Raw genomic sequence first — 22,578 nt, forward strand, 5'->3', positions numbered from 1 at the left:
AGGAAAACCCAATGCGCAAGATGATTCTGCAATGCGGTGCCCTGGCCCTGAGCCTGCTGGCCGCGAACGTGATGGCGGCGGTTTCGCCGGAGGAAGCGAACAAACTGGGCACCAGCCTGACGCCGGTGGGCGCGGAAAAGGCGGGCAACGCCGATGGCTCGATTCCGGCCTGGACCGGCGGCATTCCCAAGAATGCCGGGGCGGTGGACAGCAAAGGTTTCCTGGCTGATCCGTTTGCCAATGAAAAACCGCTGTTCACCATCACCGCCGCCACCGTGGACAAATACAAGGACAGGCTTTCCGAAGGCCAGGTCGCGATGTTCAAGCGCTACCCGGAAACCTACCGGATCCCGGTCTATCCGACCCATCGCAGTGTGTCGCTGCCCCCCGAGATCTACGAGTCGATCAAGCGCAGCGCGCTCAACGTCACGGCGATCAACGATGGCAACGGCCTGTCCAATTTCACCGGTAACCGCTACTACGCGTTCCCGATTCCCAAGAACGGCGTGGAAGTGCTGTGGAACCACGTCACTCGTTACCACGGTGGCAACCTGCGGCGCATCATCACCCAGGCCACGCCGCAGACCAACGGCAGTTTCACGCCGATCCGCTTCGAAGAAGAAATTGCCGTGCCGTTCCTGATCAAGGACGCCGATCCAGAAAAGGCCAGCAACGTGCTCACCTACTTCAAGCAGGAGGTCACCGCTCCGGCGCGTCTGGCCGGCAACGTACTGCTGGTGCATGAAACCCTCGACCAGGTGAAGGAACCACGCCTGGCCTGGATCTACAACGCTGGCCAGCGGCGTGTACGCCGCGCGCCTCAGGTGGCCTACGACGGTCCGGGCACCGCCGCCGACGGGTTGCGTACCTCCGACAACTTCGACCTGTTTTCCGGCGCACCGGATCGCTACGACTGGAAGCTGGTGGGCAAGAAGGAAATGTACATCCCGTACAATAGTTACAAGCTCGACTCGCCCAACCTTAAGTACGACGACGTGATCAAGGCCGGTCACATCAACCAGGACCTGACCCGCTACGAGTTGCATCGCGTCTGGGAAGTGATCGGCACGGTCAAGCCCAACGAGCGTCATATCTATGCCAAGCGCCACATGTACATCGACGAGGACAGTTGGCAGGCCGCGCTGGTGGACCACTACGACGGTCGTGGGCAACTGTGGCGAGTGGCCGAAGGGCATGCCCAGTTCTATTACGATCACCAGAACCCGGGCTACACCCTCGAGGCACTCTACGACCTCATCGCCGGCCGCTATATTGCCCTGGGCATGAAGAACGAGGAGAAGCACAGCTACGTGTATGGTTTCGAGGCCCGTGCGGCCGACTACACCCCGGCGGCGCTGCGGTCGAGTGGGGTTCGGTAACACCCACTGCCGTCGCTACGAAAAAAGAGACCGATCGGTCTCTTTTTTTATGGGCTGCGATCAGCGCGCTGAATACTTCTCCAAAGGTGGGTGACACAGGGCTAGGGTGGAGGGAGAACAATAAAAAGGACCTGCCCGCATGACCGCCATGTCCCCGTGCCCGGACCGTCCTGGATTGCTGCCTCGCCTGTCTTCGACGCATGTGCCGCGCAGGTCCCTGAGCGAGCCCCTGCTGGCCTCGGGGGCTCGGGTGAAGTTGCTGTGCGCGCCCGCGGGCAGCGGCAAGAGCGCCTTGTTCGCCGAGTGTTTCCTGCAAGCCCCCAAAGATTGTCGAGTGCACTGGTTGCCCCTGGCAGGCAGCGTGTTGGATGCGACGCAGATGTGCGAGCGCCTGGCCCAGGCCCTGGGCCTGCCGATGATGGACGAGGCGGGGCTGCTGAATCATCTGGCCCGCCTGCAAACCCCCACCTGGCTGTTCCTGGATGATTACTGCCGGGTGTCGAACCCCGGCCTGGACCACTGGCTCGACCGTCTGCTCAATGCCAGCAGCCCGCTGTTGCATCTGTGGCTCAACGGCCGTCGGCGTCCGCATTGCAACTGGACGCGCCTGCTGCTCGACGACGAGCTGTACGAGTTCGATGCCAAGGCGCTGGTCTTCACGCCCGACGATATCCTGCCCTTGCTCGGTCATCTGACCCCGCCCCAGGCAACCCGAACCGCCCGGGAGGTGATACAGCGCAGTGGCGGCTGGTGCGCCGGCGTGCGCATCGCCTTGCTCGAACAGTGCGAATGGGCGCGCCGTCACGCCTCGCCAGGGCGGCCCGGCACCTTGCTGGACTACCTCGAGTACGAGTTGTTCAGCACGTTGACCGCGGACCTGGCCCAGGCGTGGCGCGTGCTGGCGCATCTGCCGCGCTTCAACGCCCGTCTTTGCGAGCATCTGTTCGGTGACACCGTGGGGGCGGAGTGCCTGCCCTTGCTGCTGGAGCTGGGATGCTTCATCGAACCTTGGGAGCAGTCCTCGGACTGGCTGCAGATTTTCCCGCCGCTGGCTCGGCTGGTGCGTGATGAACCCTGGCCCCAGGGACGCTCCTGGCATCGACGGGCGTGCCAGTGGTTCGCCGCCGAACAGGACTGGCAAATGGCGTTCGAGCAGGCCATCCAGGCCGAGGAGTTCGAAGCGGCCATCAGTTTCCTGCGCCACCTGAGTTTCGAGCACGTCTTGCAGCGCGACAATGTACTGCTGTTGCTGGACCTGCATGACCAGCAAGGCGAGGCACTGACCCTGAGCACGCCGCAATCGGTGGGGTTGGTCACTGCCGCGCTGCTGTTCGCCGGACGCTTCGATCAGGCCTCGGCCTGCATCGAGCAACTGACCCGGTTCGCACCGCAACCCCAGGCTTGCCAGCAGCGGCAACTGGTGGCTCGCTGGCAGGTCCTGCGGGGGTGGCTGCTGCATCTGTCGGGCGACGGCGAACAGGCACGCGAGCACTTCCTCCAGGCCCAGGCCGGCCTGGATCCGCAAGCCTGGTCCTTGCAGTTGCTGTGCCTGTCGGGATTGACGCAGCAGGCATTGCTCAAGGGCGAACTGGCCTCGGCCCAGTGGACCAGCCGCCAGGCGCTGTGCCTGGCCCGGGCCCAGGGTTCGCTGGTGTTCGAAGGGTTGCTGGAGCTGGACCATGCCCAGATCCTGGAACAGCGCGGCGCGCCCCATCGAGCCGACGATCTGCTCAGGGCGGTGCAAGTATTGCTGGACAAGCCGGGCCAGGATTTTTCCGCGCTGCTGGGGCGTATCGCCCTGCGTCGTGGACGCCTGGCGTTGCGCATGGGCTTTGACGACCAGGCCGCCGAGCAATTCCAGCGGGGCCTGGACACGGCTTTGCGCTACCAGGATAAACAGGTGCTCTACGGGTTTCTCGGCAAGGCCAGCCTGGCTGTCAACCTGGGGGATTACGGCGCAGCTTTCATGCAACTGCGCGATGCCGAGCGGATCATGCAGCAACGGCACATTCCCGACACGGTCTACCGTGGCGTTTTGCTGCAAACCAGCTGCCAGTTCTGGTTGCAGCAAGGGCGTCCGGAGCTGGCCCATGAAGCCCTTACCAGGGTCCTGCGGCATTTCCATGGGCCCCAGGCCAAGCATGCGCCACCGGCGACCCTGGAGTTGATCCCCAGGCTCGAATACTTGCTGGTGCTCACCGAGGTCTACCTGCAGCGGGCGCAGGAGCCACAGGCACGGCTCAAGGCAATGATCGAGCAGGCTCAGCGCTGTGGCATGCATGGGCTGGAGACCGAGTTGCACCTGGCCCTGGCCGAAGTGGCGTGGCTGTCCGCCGACCATGCCCTGGCGCGTTCGCTCATGGAGGAGGGATTCGAACGCGTCGCCTGCTGGCGAGCGGAACACGCCCTGAGTGAATTGCGCCTGCGCCAGCCCCAGCTATTGCGCTGGGTGCAGGCGGCGGCCCCTATCGAGCCGCCTGCAACCGCGGCCGAAGAGACCTTGTTGAGCCAGCGTGAACTGGAAGTGCTGGGGTTGATCGCACAAGGGCATTCAAACCAGCAGATCGCCGAACAGTTGTTCATCTCGCTGCACACCGTGAAAACCCACGCCCGTCGGATCCACAGCAAACTTGGCGTGCAGCGACGGACTCAAGCGGTGGCGAAAGCCAAGGGCATGGGGGTCATGAGTTAGGACGGCGCGTGGCTTTCTTGCAAGCTTCCGGCGGGACTGCCTCAGGCTCTGTTTGAAAAGTCTGAGACGAGGGTCAGGCAAGGCGAGGAACGGCCGGGGTCGCGCGACTTTACTGGAGTGAATGAGCATGGCGATGGGGCTCGCGCACGAGCCGGTTTCAACGCAGCCTCACCGAGTAAGGGCTTTTCAGACAGAGCCTTCGTAGCCCATCCGCCAGCTCACGGCCCGGGTGGCCGCCAACAGCCGTTGCGCCGCCGGGCCGTGTTCGTCGGCATGGAACAGCGATGTCGGGCCAACGATGGTCATGACGGCGGCCACCTGGCCGACAGCGTTGAAGACCGGGGCGGACAAGGCGTCCACGCCCGGCATCAGCAAACCGTGCACATGGTGCAGGCCGCGACTGCGAATCTGCTCGCACAGGCTGGCATAGGCGTGGTCGTCGGCCAGGGCGTGCGCCTGGCTGCTCTTCACTTCCTGCTGGCGCAACTCGATTGTCTCGCGCTCCGGCAGATAGGCGCTGAACACCAGGCCGGTGGATGAACTGAGCAACGGCAGTACCGACCCCAGTTGCGTCACCACGGTCACCGCCCGCACGGCGGGTTCGATCCGCACCACGGTTGCGCCGTGATTGCCCCATACCGCCAGGAAGCAGGTTTCATTGAGGTCGTCCCGCAGCTCTGCCAGGGGCAGGGCGGCCACCTGCAGCACATCCATGCCATTCAACGCTGCGAGGCCCACCCGCAGCGCTTCGCGGCCCAGGCCGTAATGGTTGGTCGCGGCGTTCTGCTCGGCGAAACCGCTGGCGATCAAGGCTTGCAGGTAGCGATGGACCTTGCTCGCCGGCATCTGCACGTGTTCGGCCAGGCGCGACAGGGAGGTGGACGGAGAGAGTTCGGCCAGGGCCTTGAGAATGTCGGTACCGACTTCGGCCGAGCGGACTTTCTGTTTGCCGTTACTGAGCGGGTTTTCCATAGAGGCCTGATCTGGGGGCGAATGGGCGTCTTTATAGCTTGACGGTTGCTATCGGGCAAATTACGTTATGCGTAATTGGATTACGATAAAAATAACAGATGTTCAGGAGGCTCCATGAACCTCGATCCCACGGCATCGGACCTGGCCTATCAATCGGGCTTCGGCAACGAATTTGCCAGTGAAGCACTGCCAGGCGCGTTACCCGTCGGCCAGAATTCCCCGCAGAAAGCCCCATACGGTCTCTACGCCGAGCTGTTCTCCGGCACCGCCTTCACCATGGCTCGCAGCGAAGCGCGACGCACCTGGATGTACCGCATCCGGCCGTCGGCCAATCATCCGGCCTTTACCCGCCTGGAGCGTCAGCTGGCCGGTGGGCCGCTGGGGGACATCACTCCCAATCGCCTGCGCTGGAGCCCGCTGGACATTCCTGCCGAGCCCACCGACTTCATCGACGGGCTGGTGCGCATGGCGGCCAATGCTAGCCAGGACAAACCCGCCGGCATCAGCCTTTATCACTACCGTGCCAACCGCTCCATGGAGCGGGTGTTCTTCAACGCCGATGGTGAATGGCTGGTCGTGCCGCAACTGGGACGGCTGCGAATCGCCACCGAACTGGGTGTGCTGGAGCTGGCTCCGCTGGAAATCGCCGTGTTGCCTCGTGGGCTTAAATTCCGGGTCGAATTGCTCGACCCACAGGCCCGGGGCTACCTCGCCGAAAACCATGGTGCGCCGCTGCGCCTGCCGGACCTGGGCCCCATCGGCAGCAACGGCCTGGCCAACCCGCGTGATTTCCTGGCGCCGGTGGCCCATTACGAGAACCTGGCGCAACCCACCACCCTGGTACAGAAATTCCTCGGTGAGTTGTGGGCGTGCGAACTGGATCACTCGCCCCTGGATGTGGTGGCCTGGCATGGCAACAACGTGCCGTACAAATATGACCTGCGACGCTTCAATACCATCGGCACGGTCAGCTTCGATCACCCGGATCCTTCCATCTTCACCGTTTTGACGTCGCCGACCAGTGTCCACGGCCTGGCCAACCTCGACTTCGTGATCTTCCCGCCGCGTTGGATGGTGGCGGAAAAGACCTTCCGTCCGCCGTGGTTCCACCGCAACCTGATGAACGAGTTCATGGGCTTGATCCAGGGCGCCTACGATGCCAAGGCCGAAGGTTTCCTGCCGGGTGGCGCCTCGTTGCATAGCTGTATGAGCGCCCATGGCCCGGATGGCGAGACCTGCACCAAGGCGATCAATGCCACGCTCGAGCCGACGAAGATCGACAACACCATGGCCTTCATGTTCGAGACCAGCCAGGTGCTGCGCCCGAGCCGGTTCGCCCTGGACTGCCCGCAACTGCAAACCGACTACGATGCCTGCTGGGCCTCGCTGCCCGTCACGTTCGACCCGACCCGGAGATAACCCATGACTCACGTTTCCCCTGCCCGTAGCTGGGTGGCCTCCGCCAACGGCCATGCCGATTTTCCCCTGCAGAACTTGCCATTGGGAATCTTCAGCACCGGCAATGGCGGCCCGCGCAGCGGCGTCGCCATCGGCGATCATGTCCTGGACCTGCAGGCCGCCCTTGAGGCGGGCCTGTTCGAGGGCGCGGCCCGCGAAGCGGTCGAGGCCATGGGCGAGGGCCAGTTGAATGCCTTCTTCGAACTGGGGCGCGGCGCCCGGGTGGCCTTGCGCGAGCGGCTGCTGGTGCTGTTGGGCGAAGACAGCCCGCAGCGCGACCAGATCCTGGCCCAGGGCGCCAGACTGCTGCCCCAGGCGGCGGATTGCCAGATGCACTTGCCGGCCAGGATCAACGATTACACCGATTTCTATGTCGGCATCGAGCATGCGCAAAATGTCGGCAAGCTGTTCCGCCCCGACAATCCCTTGCTGCCCAACTACAAGTACGTCCCCATCGGCTATCACGGTCGTGCCTCCACCATCCGCCCTTCCGGCACCGATGTGCGACGTCCCAGGGGCCAGACCCTGCCCGCCGGCCAGACCGAGCCGACCTTCGGCCCCTGTGCGCGGCTGGACTACGAACTGGAGCTGGGCATCTGGATCGGCAAGGGCAACGCCTTGGGCGAGCCTATCGCCATCGGTGACGCTGCCGAGCATATCGGCGGTTTCTGTCTGCTCAACGACTGGTCGGCGCGGGATATCCAGGCCTGGGAATACCAGCCATTGGGACCGTTCCTGTCGAAGAGTTTCCTCACCAGCGTGTCACCCTGGGTCGTGACGGCCGAAGCCCTCGAGCCGTTCCGCCGGCCACAACCGGCGCGCCCGGAAGGCGATCCGCAACCGTTGCCGTATCTGCTGGACAAGCGTGATCAGGCCGGTGGCGCCTTCGATATCGAACTGGAAGTGCTGCTGCTGACCGAAACCATGCGCGAGCAGAACCTGCCGGCCCATCGCCTGACCCTGAGCAACACCCGGTACATGTACTGGACCGTGGCGCAGATGATTGCCCACCACAGCGTCAACGGCTGCCAGTTGCAGGCCGGCGACCTGTTCGGATCGGGCACCTTGTCGGGTCCTGAAAACGGACAGTTCGGCAGCCTCCTGGAGATCACCGAGGGTGGCAAGAAGCCGGTCGAACTGGCTAGCGGCGAAGTGCGCAAATTCCTCGAGGACGGCGACGAGATCATCTTGCGGGCCCGTTGCAGCCGTGAGGGCGTCGCGTCCATCGGTTTCGGCGAGTGCCGTGGCAAGATCCTGCCGGCGCGTTGAGGAACCAGGGCATGGAACTCTACACCTACTACCGCTCCACCTCGTCGTACCGGGTGCGTATTGCCCTGGCGCTCAAGGGCCTGGATTACCAGGCCCTGCCGGTCAACCTGATCGCCCCACCGGGCGGTGAGCATCGCCAGCCGGCCTATCTTTCGATCAACCCGCAGGGGCGCGTGCCGGCGCTGCGTACCGACGAGGGCGGGCTGCTGGTGCAGTCGCCTGCCATCATCGAGTACCTGGAGGAACGTTATCCACAGGTGCCACTGCTCAATCCGGACCTGACGGTTCGTGCCCATGAACGGGGCGTCGCGGCACTGATCGGTTGCGACATCCATCCATTGCACAACGTCAGCGTGCTTAACAAGCTGCGGCAGTGGGAACACGATGAAACGCAGGTGACGGAGTGGATCGCTCACTGGATCGGCCAAGGGCTGGCGGCGGTGGAGCAGTTGATCGGCGATGAGGGCTATTGTTTCGGCCCGTTACCGGGGCTGGCGGACGTTTACCTGATACCGCAGCTGTATGCGGCCGAGCGGTTCAACGTGACCCTGGACGCGTACCCACGGATCCGCCGCGTTGCCGCGTTGGCGGCTGCCCATCCGGCCTTCCGGCAGGCGCATCCGGCGAACCAGCCGGATACACCCTGAAGGCTTGCTGTTCTGAAAACCAGGTGATTGCTGTGGCGAGGAGCAAGCTCTCTCGCCACAGGGCCATCATCCCTGCCGAATGCCGTCCACCGGTTCAATGCACAATCGAATTCGGCGGTAAATGCCCCAGCCGTTCGGTCAACCGGATCCGTTGGATCGGATCGTCGCTGAGCATCAACGCGTGTTCCAGGTCGAAGCGTTCGGCGTTGGGGCAATCGAGCCGCTGGTACAGGCTGGCGCGGGCCAGGTAGTCGGCGGCGCTGGCATTCCCCATTTCCAGTACCCGTTCGGCGTCGATCAAGGCATCGATGTATTCGTCGTTCGTCAGGTGCAATTGCCGGAGGTTGCGCGACAGGCGCTGGAGCATCTGCATCGGTTCGGCGGTGACCAGGTGCTCGGCCTTGAGCGGCATGTTTGCACCGTATTGGCGTTGCAGCAGTTCCCGACAGTCATTGGGGTAGAGCCGGCGGCCGCCGCAGGGGTCGAGCAAATGGTCGGCGCCGGGCACGCGCAACAGGAAATGGCCAGGGAAGTTGACGCCGACCATCGGAATTTCCAGGCCTCGCGCCAACTCCAGGGCAATCAAGGCCAGGGCCAGGGGTTGCCCGCGCTTGCGCGCCAGTACCTTGTCGAGCAACGCGGCGCGCGGGCGCAGCGGGGTGAAGTCATCCTGGGCAAAACCCAGGTCGTTGAGGCAGCGCAGCAGGGGCTGGCCCAGCTCCGCGACAGGGAGCATCGGCAGGTTCTGGCTGACACGCCGTTGCAGGTCCTTGAAATCACTGAGCAGGGCCGGCACGTCCACGTCACGGTCATGTTCGGCGGCAATCCACAGCGCCGCTTCGAACAGGGCCGGTGGCGAGCGGTGCAGGCATTCAAAAAAAGCTTGGCGCGGTTTCATCACAGTCTCCGGGCTTTGCCTCGTTTTAGCCCCGCCATGGGGTTTCGTCCAGTCTCGGACAGTCGTCGTAATGGTTATGTCCGAAAAGACTGACAACGGCTGCGGCTTATTCCGGCGTGCTCCAGCAATTTTCGACTACACGCCTATACTGGCGAAACAAACAAAAGTGATTCGGGAGCCTTTCGATGTTTGCTCTCATGCAAAGCTCCCGCCTTGAATCGCTGCACTTGAGCGTAGACCCGACGACCGGGTTGAAGGCGGTCATTGCCATCCACTGCAGCCGTCCTGGGCCGGCCCTGGGAGGGTGTCGTTATCTGTCCTACCCCGACGACGAAAGTGCCGTGGTCGACGCGGTACGCCTGGCCCAGGGCATGAGCTACAAGGCTGCCCTGGCCGGACTTCCGGTGGGCGGCGGGGTGGCGGTGATCATGCGCCCGGCCCATGTCGAAAGCCGGGCCGCATTGTTCGAAGCCTTCGGCCGCTGCATCGAGCAACTGGATGGTCGCTACATCACCGCCATCGACAGCGGCACGTCGGTGGCCGACATGGATTGCATCGCCCAGCAGACTCGCCATGTCACCAGCACCACGGCCTCGGGAGACCCCGCACCCCATGCGGCGATGGGTGTGTTCGCCGGCATCCGCGCCACGGCCATGGCGCGCCTGGGCAGCGATAACCTGGAAAGCCTGCGGGTGGCCATCCAGGGCCTGGGCAACGTGGGATATGCCCTGGCCGAACAACTGCACGCGGCGGGCGCCGAACTGCTGGTCAGCGACATCGACCCCGGCAAGGTGCAACTGGCAATGGAGCAACTGGGTGCCCATCCTATCGCCAACGACGCGCTGCTCAGTACCCCTTGCGACATTCTCGCGCCCTGTGGCCTGGGCGGTGTACTCAACAGCCACAGCGTGGCGCAACTGCGCTGCTCGGCCGTCGCCGGCTCGGCCCACAACCAGTTGAGCAACCTGCAAGTGGCCGATCAGTTGGAAAGGCGCGGGATTCTTTATGCGCCGGACTATGTGATCAACTCCGGCGGCCTGATCTACGTCGCCCTGAAACACCACGGTGAAGAGTTGCCGACCATTACGGCTCACCTGTCGAAGATCGGCGCCCGGCTTACCGAGATCTTCGCCCACGCCCAGGCCGAAAAGCGCTCGCCGGCGCGGGTGGCGGACGAACTGGCGGAGCGCTTGCTGTACAAGTGAACCGATAAAAAAGATCGCAGCCTTCCGGCCGCACCTGCATGCATTCAATGCCATGCGGTGCGGCCGGAAGGCTGCGATCTTTTTTGTTCATTCGGCGGAAGGATTGAGCAGTTCGGACAGCGCGTCCGGCTGGCTCTTGAATGCCCTTGCAAATACTTCGCGATTCTTCGCCATGTAGATGCCGGCTTCCTCTACCTGTTGCTCGCTCAGCGATGGAACGGCTTTTTGCAACACTTCGGCCAGCAATTCGGCGAGCTCCAGCATTTTGTCATGACGGTCAGCTTCGGCTTTATCCATGAACAAGCGCTCCAGATCTCGGCTGCTGCGGTATACCACTTCGACGGCCATTCACCACCTCACATGCCTTCACATTGGTTAGTCTTTCTGACTACTGTATTTATATACAGCCAAGAGGATAAGCGAAAACCCTTTCCCTTGGATAGTGGCTTTTTAATGTAGACCGGTTTCGGTATTTGTCCTGGCGGGCTGAGCCTGGTGGCAGAGATCCCGTCTTCGCCAGCCGCGCAAAAGTGTCGAAGCACGGCCCATTGCCATCTCACCCACAGTCGCTGGCCTTTTTTCTGCATGCAGAACAACCGTCACGTCCAATCCGCATCATCCGGTCGAAACGACCTAAGGAAACCACACCGTGAAAATCAACTGGGCCGAGAACCTGCGGCAGAACGTGCATCAACTGGCCGAATCCCTGGGCAACCTGTTCGTCGAGACGTTTCATTACCTGGCGTTGTTCGCCATCGGAGCGGTGACCGCTTGGGCGGCGGTGATGGAATTTTTGCAGATGATCGAAGAGGGGCACATCAAGATCGATGACATCCTGCTGCTGTTCATCTACCTGGAATTGGGGGCGATGGTGGGGATCTATTTCAAGACCAACCACATGCCGGTACGGTTTCTGATCTACGTGGCCATTACCGCGCTGACCCGCCTGCTGATTTCCAACGTTTCCCATCACAGCCCGCCGGACCTCGGGATCATCTACCTGTGTGGCGGCATCCTGCTGCTGGCGTTCTCTATCCTGGTGGTGCGCTACGCTTCCTCGCAATTTCCTTCGGTGAAGATCGAACACCCGCACCGTAAGGTCGGTGCGGGTTCCAGCGAGCATGCCGAAGTGGAGAAAGGCGAGATCTAGGGGCTCAACGAGAAGTCGCCGCGGGCCCCTCGCGCCGTCTCAGAGGCTGGCGGCAGGGGCGCCCAGGCTTTGTGCCTGCCGCGGTGGCAGCTTGACGTTGTCACCGCCGGTCATGGCTTCGAGGATCGCCACGGCACTGTGGCCCTGCTCGATGGCGATGCCGAACTGGATGCTTTGCACCAGGCGTTTCAGGCGTTCCGGATCGTTGCGTTGCTGGGCGCTGATCATGCGCTTGGCGACGATCCGACCGGCCTTGGATAAGGTCAGCATGATGCTGCCGTCCAGTCCCTGGATGCTCAGATTGATTTGATAGTGCGGCGCAAAAGCGTCGGTAATGATCTGAAAAGGGTTGTCCATGATGCGTCACCGCCTGATTGAACGTGCAGTTGTTGACCGGCCGTGATCAGGATTAGTTCGCAATACCGGACCATCGGCCATTCCATGTTCGTATTTCATCCTCTGTTGCAAGGCGTCGGCAGGTGGCCATTTGACAGTCATTCCCCTGCGGTGCCTGGTTGAGAGGTAGCAAGGGACATGCCGGAAAAACCTTCGGACAATGGTTCCAGGCGTATCGATCCACAGCGCTCTGGAACGGCGCTGCAACGGCTGCCCGTTTCGGGGCGCAATGGTCGTTGAAGGTGCAGGAAGGAGAGGGTTTGCCAGAGGAGGCGAGGCAGGGCAATTCCCGACCTTAACAGCGCTTTTGCGTGTTGTCCGCCTTTATTTGCAAATGAATATTTATCTTTCTCCAGGGGTTGAATTGTTCCTCCCACAGCCCGACTCTGTATTCAAGGGGCCGTTACGCCAACGTCGACAGGCCCCTGGCGAGCTAGCCGAAATAAGGGATGAACTATGCAAATCCAAGTCAACAGCGATAACCATATTCAAAGCAGCATCCGACTGGAGGAGTGGGTACGTACAACCATTGAAAGCACGCTCGAACGTTACGAAGAAGACCTGACTCGGGTCGAGGTCCACCTGGGGGATGAGAACGGCGACAAGCCTGGTCCCCATGACATGCGCTGCCAGATCGAAGCTCGGCCAAAGGGCCATCAGCCGATCTCCGTGACGCACAAGGCCGGTTCGCTGGATGCGGCGATCGAAGGCGCGGCCACCAAGCTTGAAAATGCCCTGGAACATCTGTTCGGCAAGCTGCGCGGCAAGCGCGCCGCGGCAGTCAAGACCGAGTCCGTGGCACTGGCCGACGCGATGCTGGAGGAAGAATTCCTGGAAAACGAGCGGGCTGCCCTGAACGGCTGAGCCTGATTCAAACCCACTGACCTGCTAAACGGGCCTGCAATTGCAGGCCCGTTTCGTTTTCTGTGGTGTCATGGACAGGACGCGGGTTGCGTGCCGATCAGAATGCCACGGAGGTCTGCACATACAACGTGCGCGGTTCCCCTACGTACTTGCCCCGGTTGTTGTCGTCGAAGGAGCGGGTGAAGTACTGGGTATTGAAAATATTCTTCACCCCCACGGCGACATTCAGGTCCGACAACTGCGGGCCGAAGTCGTAGGCGGCACGGCTGCTCAAGAGCATGTAGCCGGGAATATTGCCGGTGCTGCCATCAGCGCTTTCGGCGCGGGTGTTGGCGTTGTCGGCGAACTGCGCACTCTGGTAGGTACTGTCCAGGTTGAGCTTCCATGGGCCTTCGGTGTAACCGATCCCCAGGGTGCCCTTGTGTTTCGAGGAAAACGGCACGCGGTTGCCCTTGTTCGGCCCGTCTTCGCGGATCGTGGCGTCGACGAAGGCGTAGGTGGCGTAGACATCGAAACCGGCCAGCACCGGGCTCAGGCCATCGAGGGCATAGTTGATGCTGGTTTCCACGCCCTGGTGACGGGTTTCGCCGCGGGCGATCACCGAGTCGTTGGTCTGGTTGCTTTCATACTGGTTATCGAAGTTGATCAGGAATGCGCCGATCTCTGCCTTCAGATTGCCATTGTCATAGCGTGTGCCGATCTCCCAGGTGCGGGCTTTCTCCGGCTTCACTTCGCCGCTGCTGACGCGGTTGGGCATCTGGCTGTACTGCACGCTGCCGAAGGAGCCTTCGGTGTTGGCGTACAGGTTCCAATCGTCGGTCAGGTGATAGAGCACGTTCAGCGCCGGGAGGGCGGTGTTGTAGTCGCCTTTGTACTTCACGTTCGTCAGGTTGTTGGTTTGCTGCGATTCGATCATCTCGTAGCGAATACCCGGCGTGATGGTCCACTTGCCGATGTCGATCCGGTCATCGATGAAAAACGCGTTGGCTTGCGTGCCGCCACGGGTGTCTCGGTCGTTTCGGCTGTCGGTCGTCGGCAACTCGTTGCTGGCGATAGGGGTGCGATAGCGCAACTCGTGGCCGGCTTCATTGATGTAACGGTAGCCGACCCCGACTTCGTGGCGGGTCGGGCCGAGGTCGAAGCCCTGGGCGAAGCGGGTTTCCAGGCCGCGCACCCAATATTCGCGAGGCGACAGGGAGAGGAACGAGCCTTGATCCAGGTAACCGCTGCGCAAGGTCTTGGTGAAGAATGTGCTGGCGGTGAATTCCCGGCGGTCTTGCTGGTAGCGATAGCCGAAGTTGACCAATGTTCGGCGGCCCCAGAACCGGTCGTTCGGCCGAGTGGACTGGTACGGATCGGCATCGTAGTCGGCGACATTCAGACCGCCGGGCATATTGGCTTCACCCTCGTAGTACTGGGCCATGGCGTTGAAACTGTTGGCTTCGTCCAGCTGGTAGTTGCCTTTGAGGATCAGGTCGTCGATCTGCGTGTCGCTGTGTTCGCGCCAGTCGCCACCACGGGTTCCGGAATACAGCAGCGCACCGCCCAGGCCATTGGCGGCGGTGCCGCCGGCCAACAGGTTGGAAGATGTCTTGAAGCCGTCGTGGCTGGAGGACGGGCTCGTCTCGGTCTGCAAGCCACCCTTGACCGTCGGTGCATCGGGAATGGCCCGAGTCACGAAGTTGACCACGCCGCCGACGTTCTGTGGGCCATAGCGCACCGCACCGCCACCGCGCACCACATCCACGGCGTCCATGTTTCCCATGCTGACCGGGGCGAACGACAGTTGCGGCTGGCCGTACGGGGCGAAGGGCACCGGGATACCGTCCATCAGCACCGTGGAACGTGAGGCCAGGCGTGGATTGAGGCCCCGGATGCCGAAGTTCAGCGCCATATCGTGACTGCCAGTGCCGTTGTTCTCGGGGGCGTTGACCCCGGGAATACGGTTGAGCACATCGCGGGCCTGGGTCGCGCCCTGCCGCTCGAAGGTTTCGCGACGGATGACGTCACGGGCGCCGGGATGCTCGAACACGTTGGCCTGCGCGGCATCGCCGAGCCAGTCGCCCACCACGGTGGTGGTCCCCAGGTCCAGCGCGGCGTCGCTGACCGGTTGCAGGCTGAAGGCGTTGTCGCCTTCGGGACGGGCTTGCAGGCCCGTACCTTCAAGCAACGCATCCAGGGCCTGTTCGGGGTTGTAGCTGCCTTCCAGGCCGCGGCTCTTCAACCCGCTGGTCACTTGCGAGCCGAAGGAAATCAAGACCCCCGCTTCCCGACCGAACTGATTGAGGACCTCTTCCAGCGAGGACGGCGCGATGTGGTAGGCCTTGGGTTCGGCTGCCTGCGCCGGCGGTAACGCAACGAGGCCCAGGCTTGCTCCCAGCAGCAGTCGGCGCAGGATGCGAGTGATCGGGGTGAGACGGGTAGGCAATGGCTGCATGAAGGAGGGTCCTGAGAAGGTTGCGTCAAAGTGGCTTTACTTCTCTGTCACCCGAGGTGTCGAAAACGGCTCACCGGAACATTATTTTTTTAAACAGGGCGCAATCGGGTTTGTTCGATGGGCGATGCCCGGCTCTCGTCATGCTCATGTTTCAGCTGCGAGCTTCGACGCTGACCCAGTAGCGGGTAAACCGTCGCACGGTCACCGGCAGGCTGACTTCCAGCAGATCGAGGATGCGTTCGCTGTTGTCCAGTGGGTAGCTTCCGGAAATCAGCAGGTTGGCGACCGCTTCGTCACAGTGCAACTGGCCGCGCCGGTAGCGGCTGAGTTCGTCGAGGAAATCCGCCAGGCGCATGTGGGACGCCACCAGCATGCCCTCGGTCCAGGCACCACTGTTGGCGTCCAGTGCCGTGACCGGGCCGGGGCCGTTGACGCCCAGGCCCACTTGCCGCGAGGCCGTCAACAAGAGTGAGGCGCCATGCCGGTCATGGACTTGCATTTGCCCTTCGAACACCGCCACCTGGGTGTGGTCGGCAAACTCACGGACGTTGAACCGCGCGCCATGACTGTCCAGCAGGCCATGGGCGGTCACGATGTGCAGCGGACGAGGGTCCCGGGCGCTGGCCAACTGCAGTTCCCCTTCCAGAAGGCGGATCACGCGGCGTTGGGCGTCGAAGCGAACGTCCACGGCGCTGCCAGTGTTGAGCTGCAACTGGCTGCCGTCATCCAGGGTCAGGCGACGACGCTCGCCCACCGGGCTGCGATAGTCTGCCAGCAGCGGGGGCAGCACCTGGCGTTCGCGCAGGCCCCAGGCCAGGGCCGAACCGGCGCCCAGTATCGATAGCAGCTTGAGCGCCTGGCGCCGGGTGCTGCGCTTGGGGGCATTGAGGGCGGCGTGGGCCAAGGGGGACGACACGCTGCGCAGTCGTTGGTTGACGCGTTGTATGTGCTCCCAGGCGCGGCGATGTTCGCTGTGGGCGTCGAGCCATTGTTCCCAGGCCTGTTGCTGACGTGGGGTGAGTGGCCCCTGCTGCATTTCCAGTAACCAGTGGACCGCCTGCTCGGCGACGCGTGTGCTCACGTTGGGGGGCGTGTTCATGGGGTCACAGCGCGAAATAGCAGCGCATCGCTGCCTTGTTCAAATGGCGTTTGACCGTTGCCAGGGAGATGCCCAGTTCGCGGGCGATTTCGTTGTAGGTCAGTCCATCGACCTGGGCCAGCAAAAAGGCACGCTTGACCGCACGCGGCAGGCCGTCGAGCAACTGATCGAGTTCCAGCAGGGTTTGCAGAATGATCGCCCGATCCTCCTCCGACGGCACCACCTGCTCGGGCAATTGAGCCACGGCCTCGAGGTAGGCGCGCTCCAGGTCCTGGCGGCGGTAATGGTTGAACAGCACGCGTTTGGCGATGGTGGTGAGAAAGGCCCGCGGTTCGAGGATCGGCTGTGGATCGCGAGCGGTCAGTACCCGAATGAACGTATCCTGTGCCAGGTCGGCGGCGCTGTCGGGGCAGCCGAGCCTGCGTCGCAGCCAGCCGTTGAGCCAGTTGTGATGGGCGGTATAAAGCACTTCGACGGTGGGGGCGGGCGGCAACGGGGACACTCCGACAGCGATCGACTACGTTAGAGAACAAGAATTGTTCGCATTGTAGTGGCGCGACGGGGGCTACGGCAATCGGGATGAGTATCGGGTTCTTTCGTTGAACCGGGTCACGTGGGCGTTTGGCGCAGGAAGGCCTGTCGATACTCTCCAGGCGTGGCGGCCAGGGCCTGGCGGAAACGGTGGGTGAAATGACTGGCGCTGGCGAACCCACAGGCCAGGGCGACATCGCCCAAGGGGTGTGAGGTGGTGCGTAGCAGGTGACGCGCCCGGGCAAGACGCCGCGCAAGCACGTATTGATGGGGGGGCAGCCCGAAGCTCTCGCGAAACATCCGGGCAAAGTGGTATTCGGACAGCGTACACAATGCCGCCAGTTGCCCGAGGCTGATGCCATCGGCCAGGTGGCTGTCGATGTAGTCCACCAGCAAGCGTCGCTGGTGAGCGGCCAGCCCGCCCTTGAGGCGTAGCCCCTGGCGCGGGCTGACTTGGCTCAGCAGCAAATGACCGAGCAGGTCATGGGCCAGGCTGGTGCAAAGCAGGCGTTCGGCAGGTTCGTTCCAGTCCAGGCCGATCAACTGGCGAAAACGCTGGGCTTGTTGCGGGTCGTCGAGAAAGGTCGCTTCGTGCAGTTGGAGTTGCCGGGGTTCGCGGTCCAGCAACGTGACACAACCGAGGGCGAATTGCTCGGGGCTGAAATACAGGTGGGCGAGGCGGATGTCGCCGTTGATGACCCAGGCCGATTCATGGCCGGCCGGCAGGACGCAGAGCTTGTCGGGAGCCCCGGTGGTGTCGGGGCGTTCGCGGCGAAAGGTACCGGTACCGCCGGCGATGTAGCACGACAGTGTGTGGTGGGTCGGTGCCTCGTAGTCCCGCGCGTCGTGATGATTGCTCCACAAGGCGGCCGCCATGCCATCCCCCAGCTCGGCGCTGTATTCCAGGCGAGCGTTGGGCGAGCTGTTGAGGGCTTGAAAGACTTGCAGGGTTTGCAGTGTGGACATGTTCGTTCTCTCCAGCCTGCATCCTACTCCGTAGGCCGCTCCCTGCCAGCCCGCCCACCGACAAAACCGCAAGTTTACGCAACTGGCCGTCGGCCCATGGCGTGACACTGGTGGCCAATGTCAGGAGCCGCCGTCATGAACCTCTCGCTGTACTTGCTCACCGTACTGATCTGGGGCACCACCTGGATCGCGTTGAAACTGCAACTGGGCGTCGTCGCCATTGCGGTGTCGATTGTCTATCGCTTCGGCCTCGCGGCCTTGATCCTGTTCGCAATGCTCTTGCTCAGCCGGCGCCTGCAGGTCATGAATCGCCGTGGCCATCTGATTTGCCTGGCCCAGGGCCTGTGTCTGTTCTGCATCAACTTCATGTGCTTCCTCACCGCCACCCAGTGGATTCCCAGCGGCCTGGTGGCCGTGGTGTTCTCCACCGCCACGCTGTGGAATGCCTTGAACGCACGCGTGTTCTTCGGCCAGCGTATCGCGCGTAACGTGCTGTTGGGCGGTGCCCTCGGGCTGGCGGGGTTGGGGCTGCTGTTCTGGCCGGAACTGGCCGGCCACCAGGCCAGCCCACAGACGTTGCTCGGGTTGGCGCTGGCGCTGCTGGGGACCTTGTGTTTCTCGGCCGGCAACATGCTGTCGAGCCTGCAACAGAAAGCCGGGCTCAAGCCGCTGACGACCAATGCCTGGGGGATGGCCTATGGCGCGGCGATGCTGGCTGTGTGGTGCCTGTTCAACGACATCCCCTTCGAGGTGGAATGGAATACTCGTTATATCGGCTCGTTGATGTACCTGGTGATCCCGGGATCGGTGATCGGCTTCACCGCATACCTGACGCTGGTGGGGCGCATGGGGCCGGAGCGGGCAGCGTATTGCACGGTCCTGTTTCCGGTGGTGGCGCTGAATGTCTCGGCGTTCGCCGAGGGCTACCAATGGACGGCACCGGCGTTGGTCGGGCTGGTGCTGGTGATGCTGGGGAACGTGCTGGTGTTCCGCAAACCGCGGCCGGTGGCCGCGAAAGTCGCGCTGGGTGCGCGCTGAGGCGCAGTGGCTGGCGAATATCCCGTGGCGAGGGCGCAAACTCCCTCGCCACAGGGCTCGTGATACCCGGCGAGTCTTATTTCCAGACTTGCGGGTTGACCAGGTTCTTGGGCCGCTCGCCCATCAAGGCGCTTCGCAGGTTCTCCACCGCAAGGTTGGCCATGGCTTCACGGGTTTCATGGGTGGCGGAACCGATGTGGGGCAAGGTCACGGCGTTTTTCAGCTGGAACAGCGGCGACTCGGCCAGGGGCTCTTTTTCGTAGACATCCAGCCCGGCGCCGCGGATGCGGTTGTTCTGCAAGGCTTCGATCAGCGCCGGTTCATCCACCACGGGGCCGCGGGAGATGTTGACGAGGATGGCGCTCGGCTTCATCAGCGACAGTTCGCGCTGGCCGATCAGATGACGGGTCTTCTCGCTCAAGGGCACCACGAGGCAGACGAAGTCCGCTTCGGCCAGCAACTGATCAAGTTCGCGAAATTGCGCGCCCAACTGGTTTTCCAGTTCGGTCTTGCGGCTGTTGCCGCTGTAGAGGATCGGCATGTTGAAGCCCAGGCGGCCACGCCGGGCGATGGCCGCGCCGATGTTGCCCATGCCGACGATGCCCAGCGTCTTGCCGTGCACATCGCTGCCGAACAGTTGCGGGCCGACGGTGGCCTGCCATTGACCGGCCTTGGTCCAGGCGTCCAGTTCGGCGACGCGCCGGGCGCTGCTCATCAGCAGGGCGAACGCCAGGTCGGCGGTGCTTTCGGTGAGCACGTCGGGCGTGTTGGTAAGCATGATCCCGCGCTCATTGAAGTAGGCCAGGTCGTAGTTGTCGTAGCCCACCGACACACTGGACACCACTTGCAGGTTCGCGGCGTCTTGCAGTTGTTCGCGGCCAAGCTTGCGTCCCACGCCGATCAGTCCGTGCGCCTGGGGCAGGGCTTCGTTGAACTGGGCATTGATGTCGCCGTTCGACGGGTTGGGCACGATCACGTCGAAATCCTGTCGCAGGCGCTCGACCATCTGGGGCGTGATACGGCTGAAGGCAAGTACGGTTTTTTTCATCGTGCAAGGCTCGTCTGGCAGAGAATACCAAGCACGCTAACATTCTTGCCGAGGGTTAGGCGAGAGGGGAAGTGATCGCAAGCCATGAAGACACCGTGTGAGAGCGGACCAGGCCGCTCCCACGGGAGGGTTCGTCACGATCTGCCGCTATGCCGCCCGCAGCGAAATAAAGGCGTAGTTGGCCGGCGTTTCCGTGGCGACGCATGCACCGCTGGCCTGGACCTGGTCGGCCACATCGGCACCGGACAGGTGAAGCTGCCACTCGTTGGCCTGTTGCTCCAGGGGCTGGGAGCGCACCTGGTCGATCGCCGAGGCGAACGCCGCCATGTCCGGCAGGTAGGCGGTGAACCCGTCGCCCTTGAGCGCGGTGACATGGATGCCCAGGCGAGCGCAGACCCGCTCCTTGATCCGGATCTCGTCGCGATCGGCCTGGCGCGAACGCTCGATCAGCCGTGCCAGTTCCTGGTCCACCAGTTCGCCTCCCAGGATCAACTGCGGTCCGGTTTCCCACGATTGCGGCGGGCATTCCTTGACGGCGATGTCGAGGGGAATGTGCGGGTTGATTTCCATGGGATAGATGCGGCAAACCAATGGCCGGCGCTCATAGATGCGGCACAGGTTTTCTTCGTCGAGGTTCCTGCAACGGCCAGCGTTGTAGGCGGCGAAGGTGATCGCCACGAACGCTTCGGTGCTGCCGGTGCGAACCACCGCCGAACGCCGTTCGGCATGCTCGCGTTGCCCCGCCGGCAGGCCCAGGCCATTGGGCAGGAAGGCTTCCACCAGGACGATCACCTGGCCGCCGTCATCAGCCCACATTCGGGCCTCGTCGAGTGTCAGGGGGACGTGGTGATCGGTGCAGCATTTGCCACACCCTACGCAGGAAAATGTCGTGTTCATCGATTGCCCGGATGCGAGGCTGAAAGCGGCGACAGAAATACGCCGTGCCAAGCCCTGCATAGCAAATTATGCGCCACTCAGTGCGAGGTCGTGGCTGGACGAATCGAATCCCATTCGGTGACGTAGGCGACCTTGGCTTGCTTGTGGTAGAGGCACAGTTCGGTGCCGTTCGCGCCTTTCATGTGTTTCTGCGGATAGTGGCCTTGCAGCAACAGCGCGGTGTAGCCCACCCGGTCATCGAATTGCGCGGCGCTGCCCACGGGCGCCGCGTCCTTCAGGCCGCTGGCTTTCAGGCAACTGGCAAGCACCTCTTTGTCATGAGCTGCCCAGGCGCTGGGGCTCGAGGCGTGGGCGTGAAAGGCAAGGGAGGTCAGGGCGACCAGGTAAAGAGCGGTTCGTGCGGTACTGTTCATGTTCGACTCCAGAGCGCCAGGGGAGCCTGCACTATAAGCCCACAACGGCGAGCGCGTGACACGGCGACGTGATTCCAGGCGTGACTGGGGGGCCGTCCGGGGGCACGCCACAGGCGGTGCCCATCAGCGGGTAACGACGTCTTTGTCCTCAGCGTCCTTGTTCGGCAACGGCTTTGGCCGCCGTGATCAGGCACTTGGTCAGTTCCGGCGAAGAGAACTTGGTGAGCACGCCGTTGGCACCGGCCAGCCGGGCTTTCTCGCTGTTCATGGCGCTGTCGAGGGAGGTGTGCAGCAGCACGTAGAGATGGGCGAAGTCCGGGGTTTCGCGCAAGGTCCGGGTGAGGGCGTAGCCGTCCATTTCCGACATCTCGATGTCCGAGACGATCAGGTTGATTTCCTGTGCGGTGCCCTGCAGTTCCAACAGGCACTCGATGGCTTCCTTGGCGCTGCGGGCGGTGTGGCATTGCAGGCCCAGGTTACGCAGGGTGTGCACCGATTGTTGCAGGGCGACCTGGCTGTCATCCACCACCAGGATCCGCGCGTTACCCAATACCTCGGCGTCTTCCATGCTCAATTCGGTGGGCGCCGTCTCGATCTGCGCCGGGGCGATGCCATGGATGACTTTTTCGATATCCAGTACTTGCACCAGTGTGCCGTCCACCGACGTCACGCCGGTGATGAACGCCCGCACGCCGCCGGAGCCGTAGGGCGGCGGTTTGATATCGGTGGTCAGGCAATGCACGATCTTGCTCACTGCCTGCACATGCAGGCCCTGCTTGGACCGGCTGACATCGGTGACGATCAGGCAGCCGCCATCGGGATCTTCCAGGGGGCGCTCGCCAATGGCGCGGCTCAGGTCAATCACCGACAGCGATGTGCCACGCAGGGTCGCGATGCCTTTTACATGGGGGTGCGACTCCGGCAGTTTGGTCAGTGGCGGGCAGGGGATGATTTCACTGACCTTGAGCAGGTTGATTGCCATCAGCTTGCCGCTGCGCAAGGTAAACAGCAGAAGCGAAAGTGAATCTGCGCGGGCTTTGTTGGAAGACATAAAAACCTTCTGTGTAAAAAGGTGGGGCGAGCATGAAGATCGCCAAAACAGCTTTTGATATTGGGTTATCGACTTGTTGGGGGCAGGCTTTAGGACGAAAGCTGTCGTCAGCCAATTTCAAGTCAGCGGCCTGCGCACGCTTATCCTGTGACGCGGGATTGATCTGTG

Annotated in this window: 21 protein-coding genes; 9 read left to right on the plus strand and 12 right to left on the minus strand. The window is 62.7% G+C overall.

Annotation, left to right across the window (positions count from 1 at the left end; translation table 11 throughout):
- Window positions 1-11: 11 nt before the first annotated feature.
- Together AC1M7R_RS15835 and AC1M7R_RS15840 are read left to right on the plus strand one after the other, a co-directional pair.
- On the plus strand, window positions 12-1,379 hold the full coding sequence (locus AC1M7R_RS15835) for a DUF1329 domain-containing protein (protein ID WP_490609741.1): 1,368 nt from the start codon (window positions 12-14) through the stop codon (window positions 1,377-1,379).
- Between the two features lie 139 nt (window positions 1,380-1,518).
- Window positions 1,519-4,071 (plus strand): helix-turn-helix transcriptional regulator, encoded by a 2,553-nt coding sequence (locus AC1M7R_RS15840; protein ID WP_271901505.1) that lies wholly within the window; start codon window positions 1,519-1,521, stop codon window positions 4,069-4,071.
- 186 nt (window positions 4,072-4,257) lie between these two features.
- Here AC1M7R_RS15840 and AC1M7R_RS15845 read toward each other — a convergent pair whose 3' ends face one another.
- Window positions 4,258-5,043 carry an IclR family transcriptional regulator gene (locus AC1M7R_RS15845; protein ID WP_072388291.1) on the minus strand — a complete coding sequence of 262 codons (786 nt, stop codon included), beginning with the start codon at window positions 5,041-5,043 and terminating at the stop codon, window positions 4,258-4,260.
- Window positions 5,044-5,157: 114 nt separating this feature from the next.
- Between AC1M7R_RS15845 and hmgA the strand changes: the two genes are divergently transcribed.
- From hmgA to maiA, 3 genes are read left to right on the plus strand one after another with little or no spacing between them, the layout of a single operon-like run.
- Window positions 5,158-6,462 (plus strand): homogentisate 1,2-dioxygenase, encoded by a 1,305-nt coding sequence (gene hmgA, locus AC1M7R_RS15850; RefSeq protein WP_072430781.1) that lies wholly within the window; start codon window positions 5,158-5,160, stop codon window positions 6,460-6,462.
- Window positions 6,463-6,465: 3 nt separating this feature from the next.
- Window positions 6,466-7,770 carry a fumarylacetoacetase gene (fahA, locus tag AC1M7R_RS15855; RefSeq protein WP_076405532.1) on the plus strand — a complete coding sequence of 435 codons (1,305 nt, stop codon included), beginning with the start codon at window positions 6,466-6,468 and terminating at the stop codon, window positions 7,768-7,770.
- An 11-nt stretch (window positions 7,771-7,781) separates the two neighbouring features.
- Window positions 7,782-8,417, plus strand: coding sequence for a maleylacetoacetate isomerase (maiA, locus tag AC1M7R_RS15860; protein WP_072430783.1), 636 nt, complete (start codon window positions 7,782-7,784; stop codon window positions 8,415-8,417).
- 94 nt (window positions 8,418-8,511) lie between these two features.
- Here maiA and AC1M7R_RS15865 read toward each other — a convergent pair whose 3' ends face one another.
- Window positions 8,512-9,315 carry a SirB1 family protein gene (locus tag AC1M7R_RS15865; RefSeq protein ID WP_072388285.1) on the minus strand — a complete coding sequence of 268 codons (804 nt, stop codon included), beginning with the start codon at window positions 9,313-9,315 and terminating at the stop codon, window positions 8,512-8,514.
- A gap of 185 nt (window positions 9,316-9,500) precedes the next feature.
- Between AC1M7R_RS15865 and AC1M7R_RS15870 the strand changes: the two genes are divergently transcribed.
- Complete coding sequence (locus AC1M7R_RS15870) at window positions 9,501-10,520, plus strand: Glu/Leu/Phe/Val dehydrogenase family protein (protein ID WP_072388284.1); 1,020 nt, start codon at window positions 9,501-9,503, stop codon at window positions 10,518-10,520.
- Window positions 10,521-10,607: 87 nt separating this feature from the next.
- Here AC1M7R_RS15870 and AC1M7R_RS15875 read toward each other — a convergent pair whose 3' ends face one another.
- Window positions 10,608-10,868 carry a YebG family protein gene (locus AC1M7R_RS15875; protein WP_072388283.1) on the minus strand — a complete coding sequence of 87 codons (261 nt, stop codon included), beginning with the start codon at window positions 10,866-10,868 and terminating at the stop codon, window positions 10,608-10,610.
- A gap of 301 nt (window positions 10,869-11,169) precedes the next feature.
- Here AC1M7R_RS15875 and AC1M7R_RS15880 point away from each other — a divergent pair, with 301 nt between their 5' ends.
- Entirely contained in the window at window positions 11,170-11,670 is a 501-nt protein-coding gene (locus tag AC1M7R_RS15880; protein ID WP_072388282.1) for a phosphate-starvation-inducible protein PsiE, read from the plus strand.
- A 39-nt stretch (window positions 11,671-11,709) separates the two neighbouring features.
- On the opposite strand, the gene AC1M7R_RS15885 is transcribed toward AC1M7R_RS15880, so the two are convergent.
- Window positions 11,710-12,027 (minus strand): DUF3509 domain-containing protein, encoded by a 318-nt coding sequence (locus AC1M7R_RS15885; protein ID WP_072388280.1) that lies wholly within the window; start codon window positions 12,025-12,027, stop codon window positions 11,710-11,712.
- A 495-nt stretch (window positions 12,028-12,522) separates the two neighbouring features.
- Between AC1M7R_RS15885 and AC1M7R_RS15890 the strand changes: the two genes are divergently transcribed.
- On the plus strand, window positions 12,523-12,930 hold the full coding sequence (locus tag AC1M7R_RS15890; RefSeq protein WP_072388278.1) for an HPF/RaiA family ribosome-associated protein: 408 nt from the start codon (window positions 12,523-12,525) through the stop codon (window positions 12,928-12,930).
- A gap of 97 nt (window positions 12,931-13,027) precedes the next feature.
- Here the strand turns inward: AC1M7R_RS15890 and fecA are convergent, their stop codons facing one another.
- The 4 genes from fecA to AC1M7R_RS15910 form a co-directional block, all read right to left on the minus strand.
- On the minus strand, window positions 13,028-15,367 hold the full coding sequence (gene fecA / locus AC1M7R_RS15895) for a TonB-dependent Fe(3+) dicitrate receptor FecA (RefSeq protein ID WP_165887800.1): 2,340 nt from the start codon (window positions 15,365-15,367) through the stop codon (window positions 13,028-13,030).
- 151 nt (window positions 15,368-15,518) lie between these two features.
- A complete protein-coding gene (locus AC1M7R_RS15900) occupies window positions 15,519-16,466 on the minus strand; it encodes a FecR domain-containing protein (RefSeq protein ID WP_072388274.1) in 948 nt (315 codons plus the stop codon).
- 4 nt (window positions 16,467-16,470) lie between these two features.
- A complete protein-coding gene (locus tag AC1M7R_RS15905; protein ID WP_490609742.1) occupies window positions 16,471-16,959 on the minus strand; it encodes a sigma-70 family RNA polymerase sigma factor in 489 nt (162 codons plus the stop codon).
- Between the two features lie 116 nt (window positions 16,960-17,075).
- Window positions 17,076-17,963 (minus strand): AraC family transcriptional regulator, encoded by an 888-nt coding sequence (locus tag AC1M7R_RS15910; protein ID WP_072388270.1) that lies wholly within the window; start codon window positions 17,961-17,963, stop codon window positions 17,076-17,078.
- 135 nt (window positions 17,964-18,098) lie between these two features.
- Between AC1M7R_RS15910 and AC1M7R_RS15915 the strand changes: the two genes are divergently transcribed.
- Complete coding sequence (locus tag AC1M7R_RS15915; RefSeq protein WP_072388268.1) at window positions 18,099-19,001, plus strand: DMT family transporter; 903 nt, start codon at window positions 18,099-18,101, stop codon at window positions 18,999-19,001.
- 76 nt (window positions 19,002-19,077) lie between these two features.
- Here AC1M7R_RS15915 and AC1M7R_RS15920 read toward each other — a convergent pair whose 3' ends face one another.
- The 4 genes from AC1M7R_RS15920 to AC1M7R_RS15935 form a co-directional block, all read right to left on the minus strand.
- Window positions 19,078-20,049: a 2-hydroxyacid dehydrogenase gene (locus tag AC1M7R_RS15920; RefSeq protein WP_072388266.1), complete on the minus strand. Its 972-nt coding sequence runs from the start codon at window positions 20,047-20,049 to the stop codon at window positions 19,078-19,080.
- A gap of 147 nt (window positions 20,050-20,196) precedes the next feature.
- The gene (locus AC1M7R_RS15925; protein ID WP_072388747.1) at window positions 20,197-20,946 is read right to left on the minus strand and encodes a YkgJ family cysteine cluster protein; all 750 of its coding nucleotides are present in this window, start codon (window positions 20,944-20,946) and stop codon (window positions 20,197-20,199) included.
- 77 nt (window positions 20,947-21,023) lie between these two features.
- Window positions 21,024-21,359 (minus strand): hypothetical protein, encoded by a 336-nt coding sequence (locus AC1M7R_RS15930; protein WP_072388264.1) that lies wholly within the window; start codon window positions 21,357-21,359, stop codon window positions 21,024-21,026.
- Between the two features lie 148 nt (window positions 21,360-21,507).
- Window positions 21,508-22,410: a chemotaxis protein CheV gene (locus AC1M7R_RS15935; protein ID WP_072388262.1), complete on the minus strand. Its 903-nt coding sequence runs from the start codon at window positions 22,408-22,410 to the stop codon at window positions 21,508-21,510.
- Window positions 22,411-22,578 lie beyond the last annotated feature (168 nt).

The sequence above is a fragment of the Pseudomonas sp. MS01C9 genome (genome assembly GCF_058202755.1).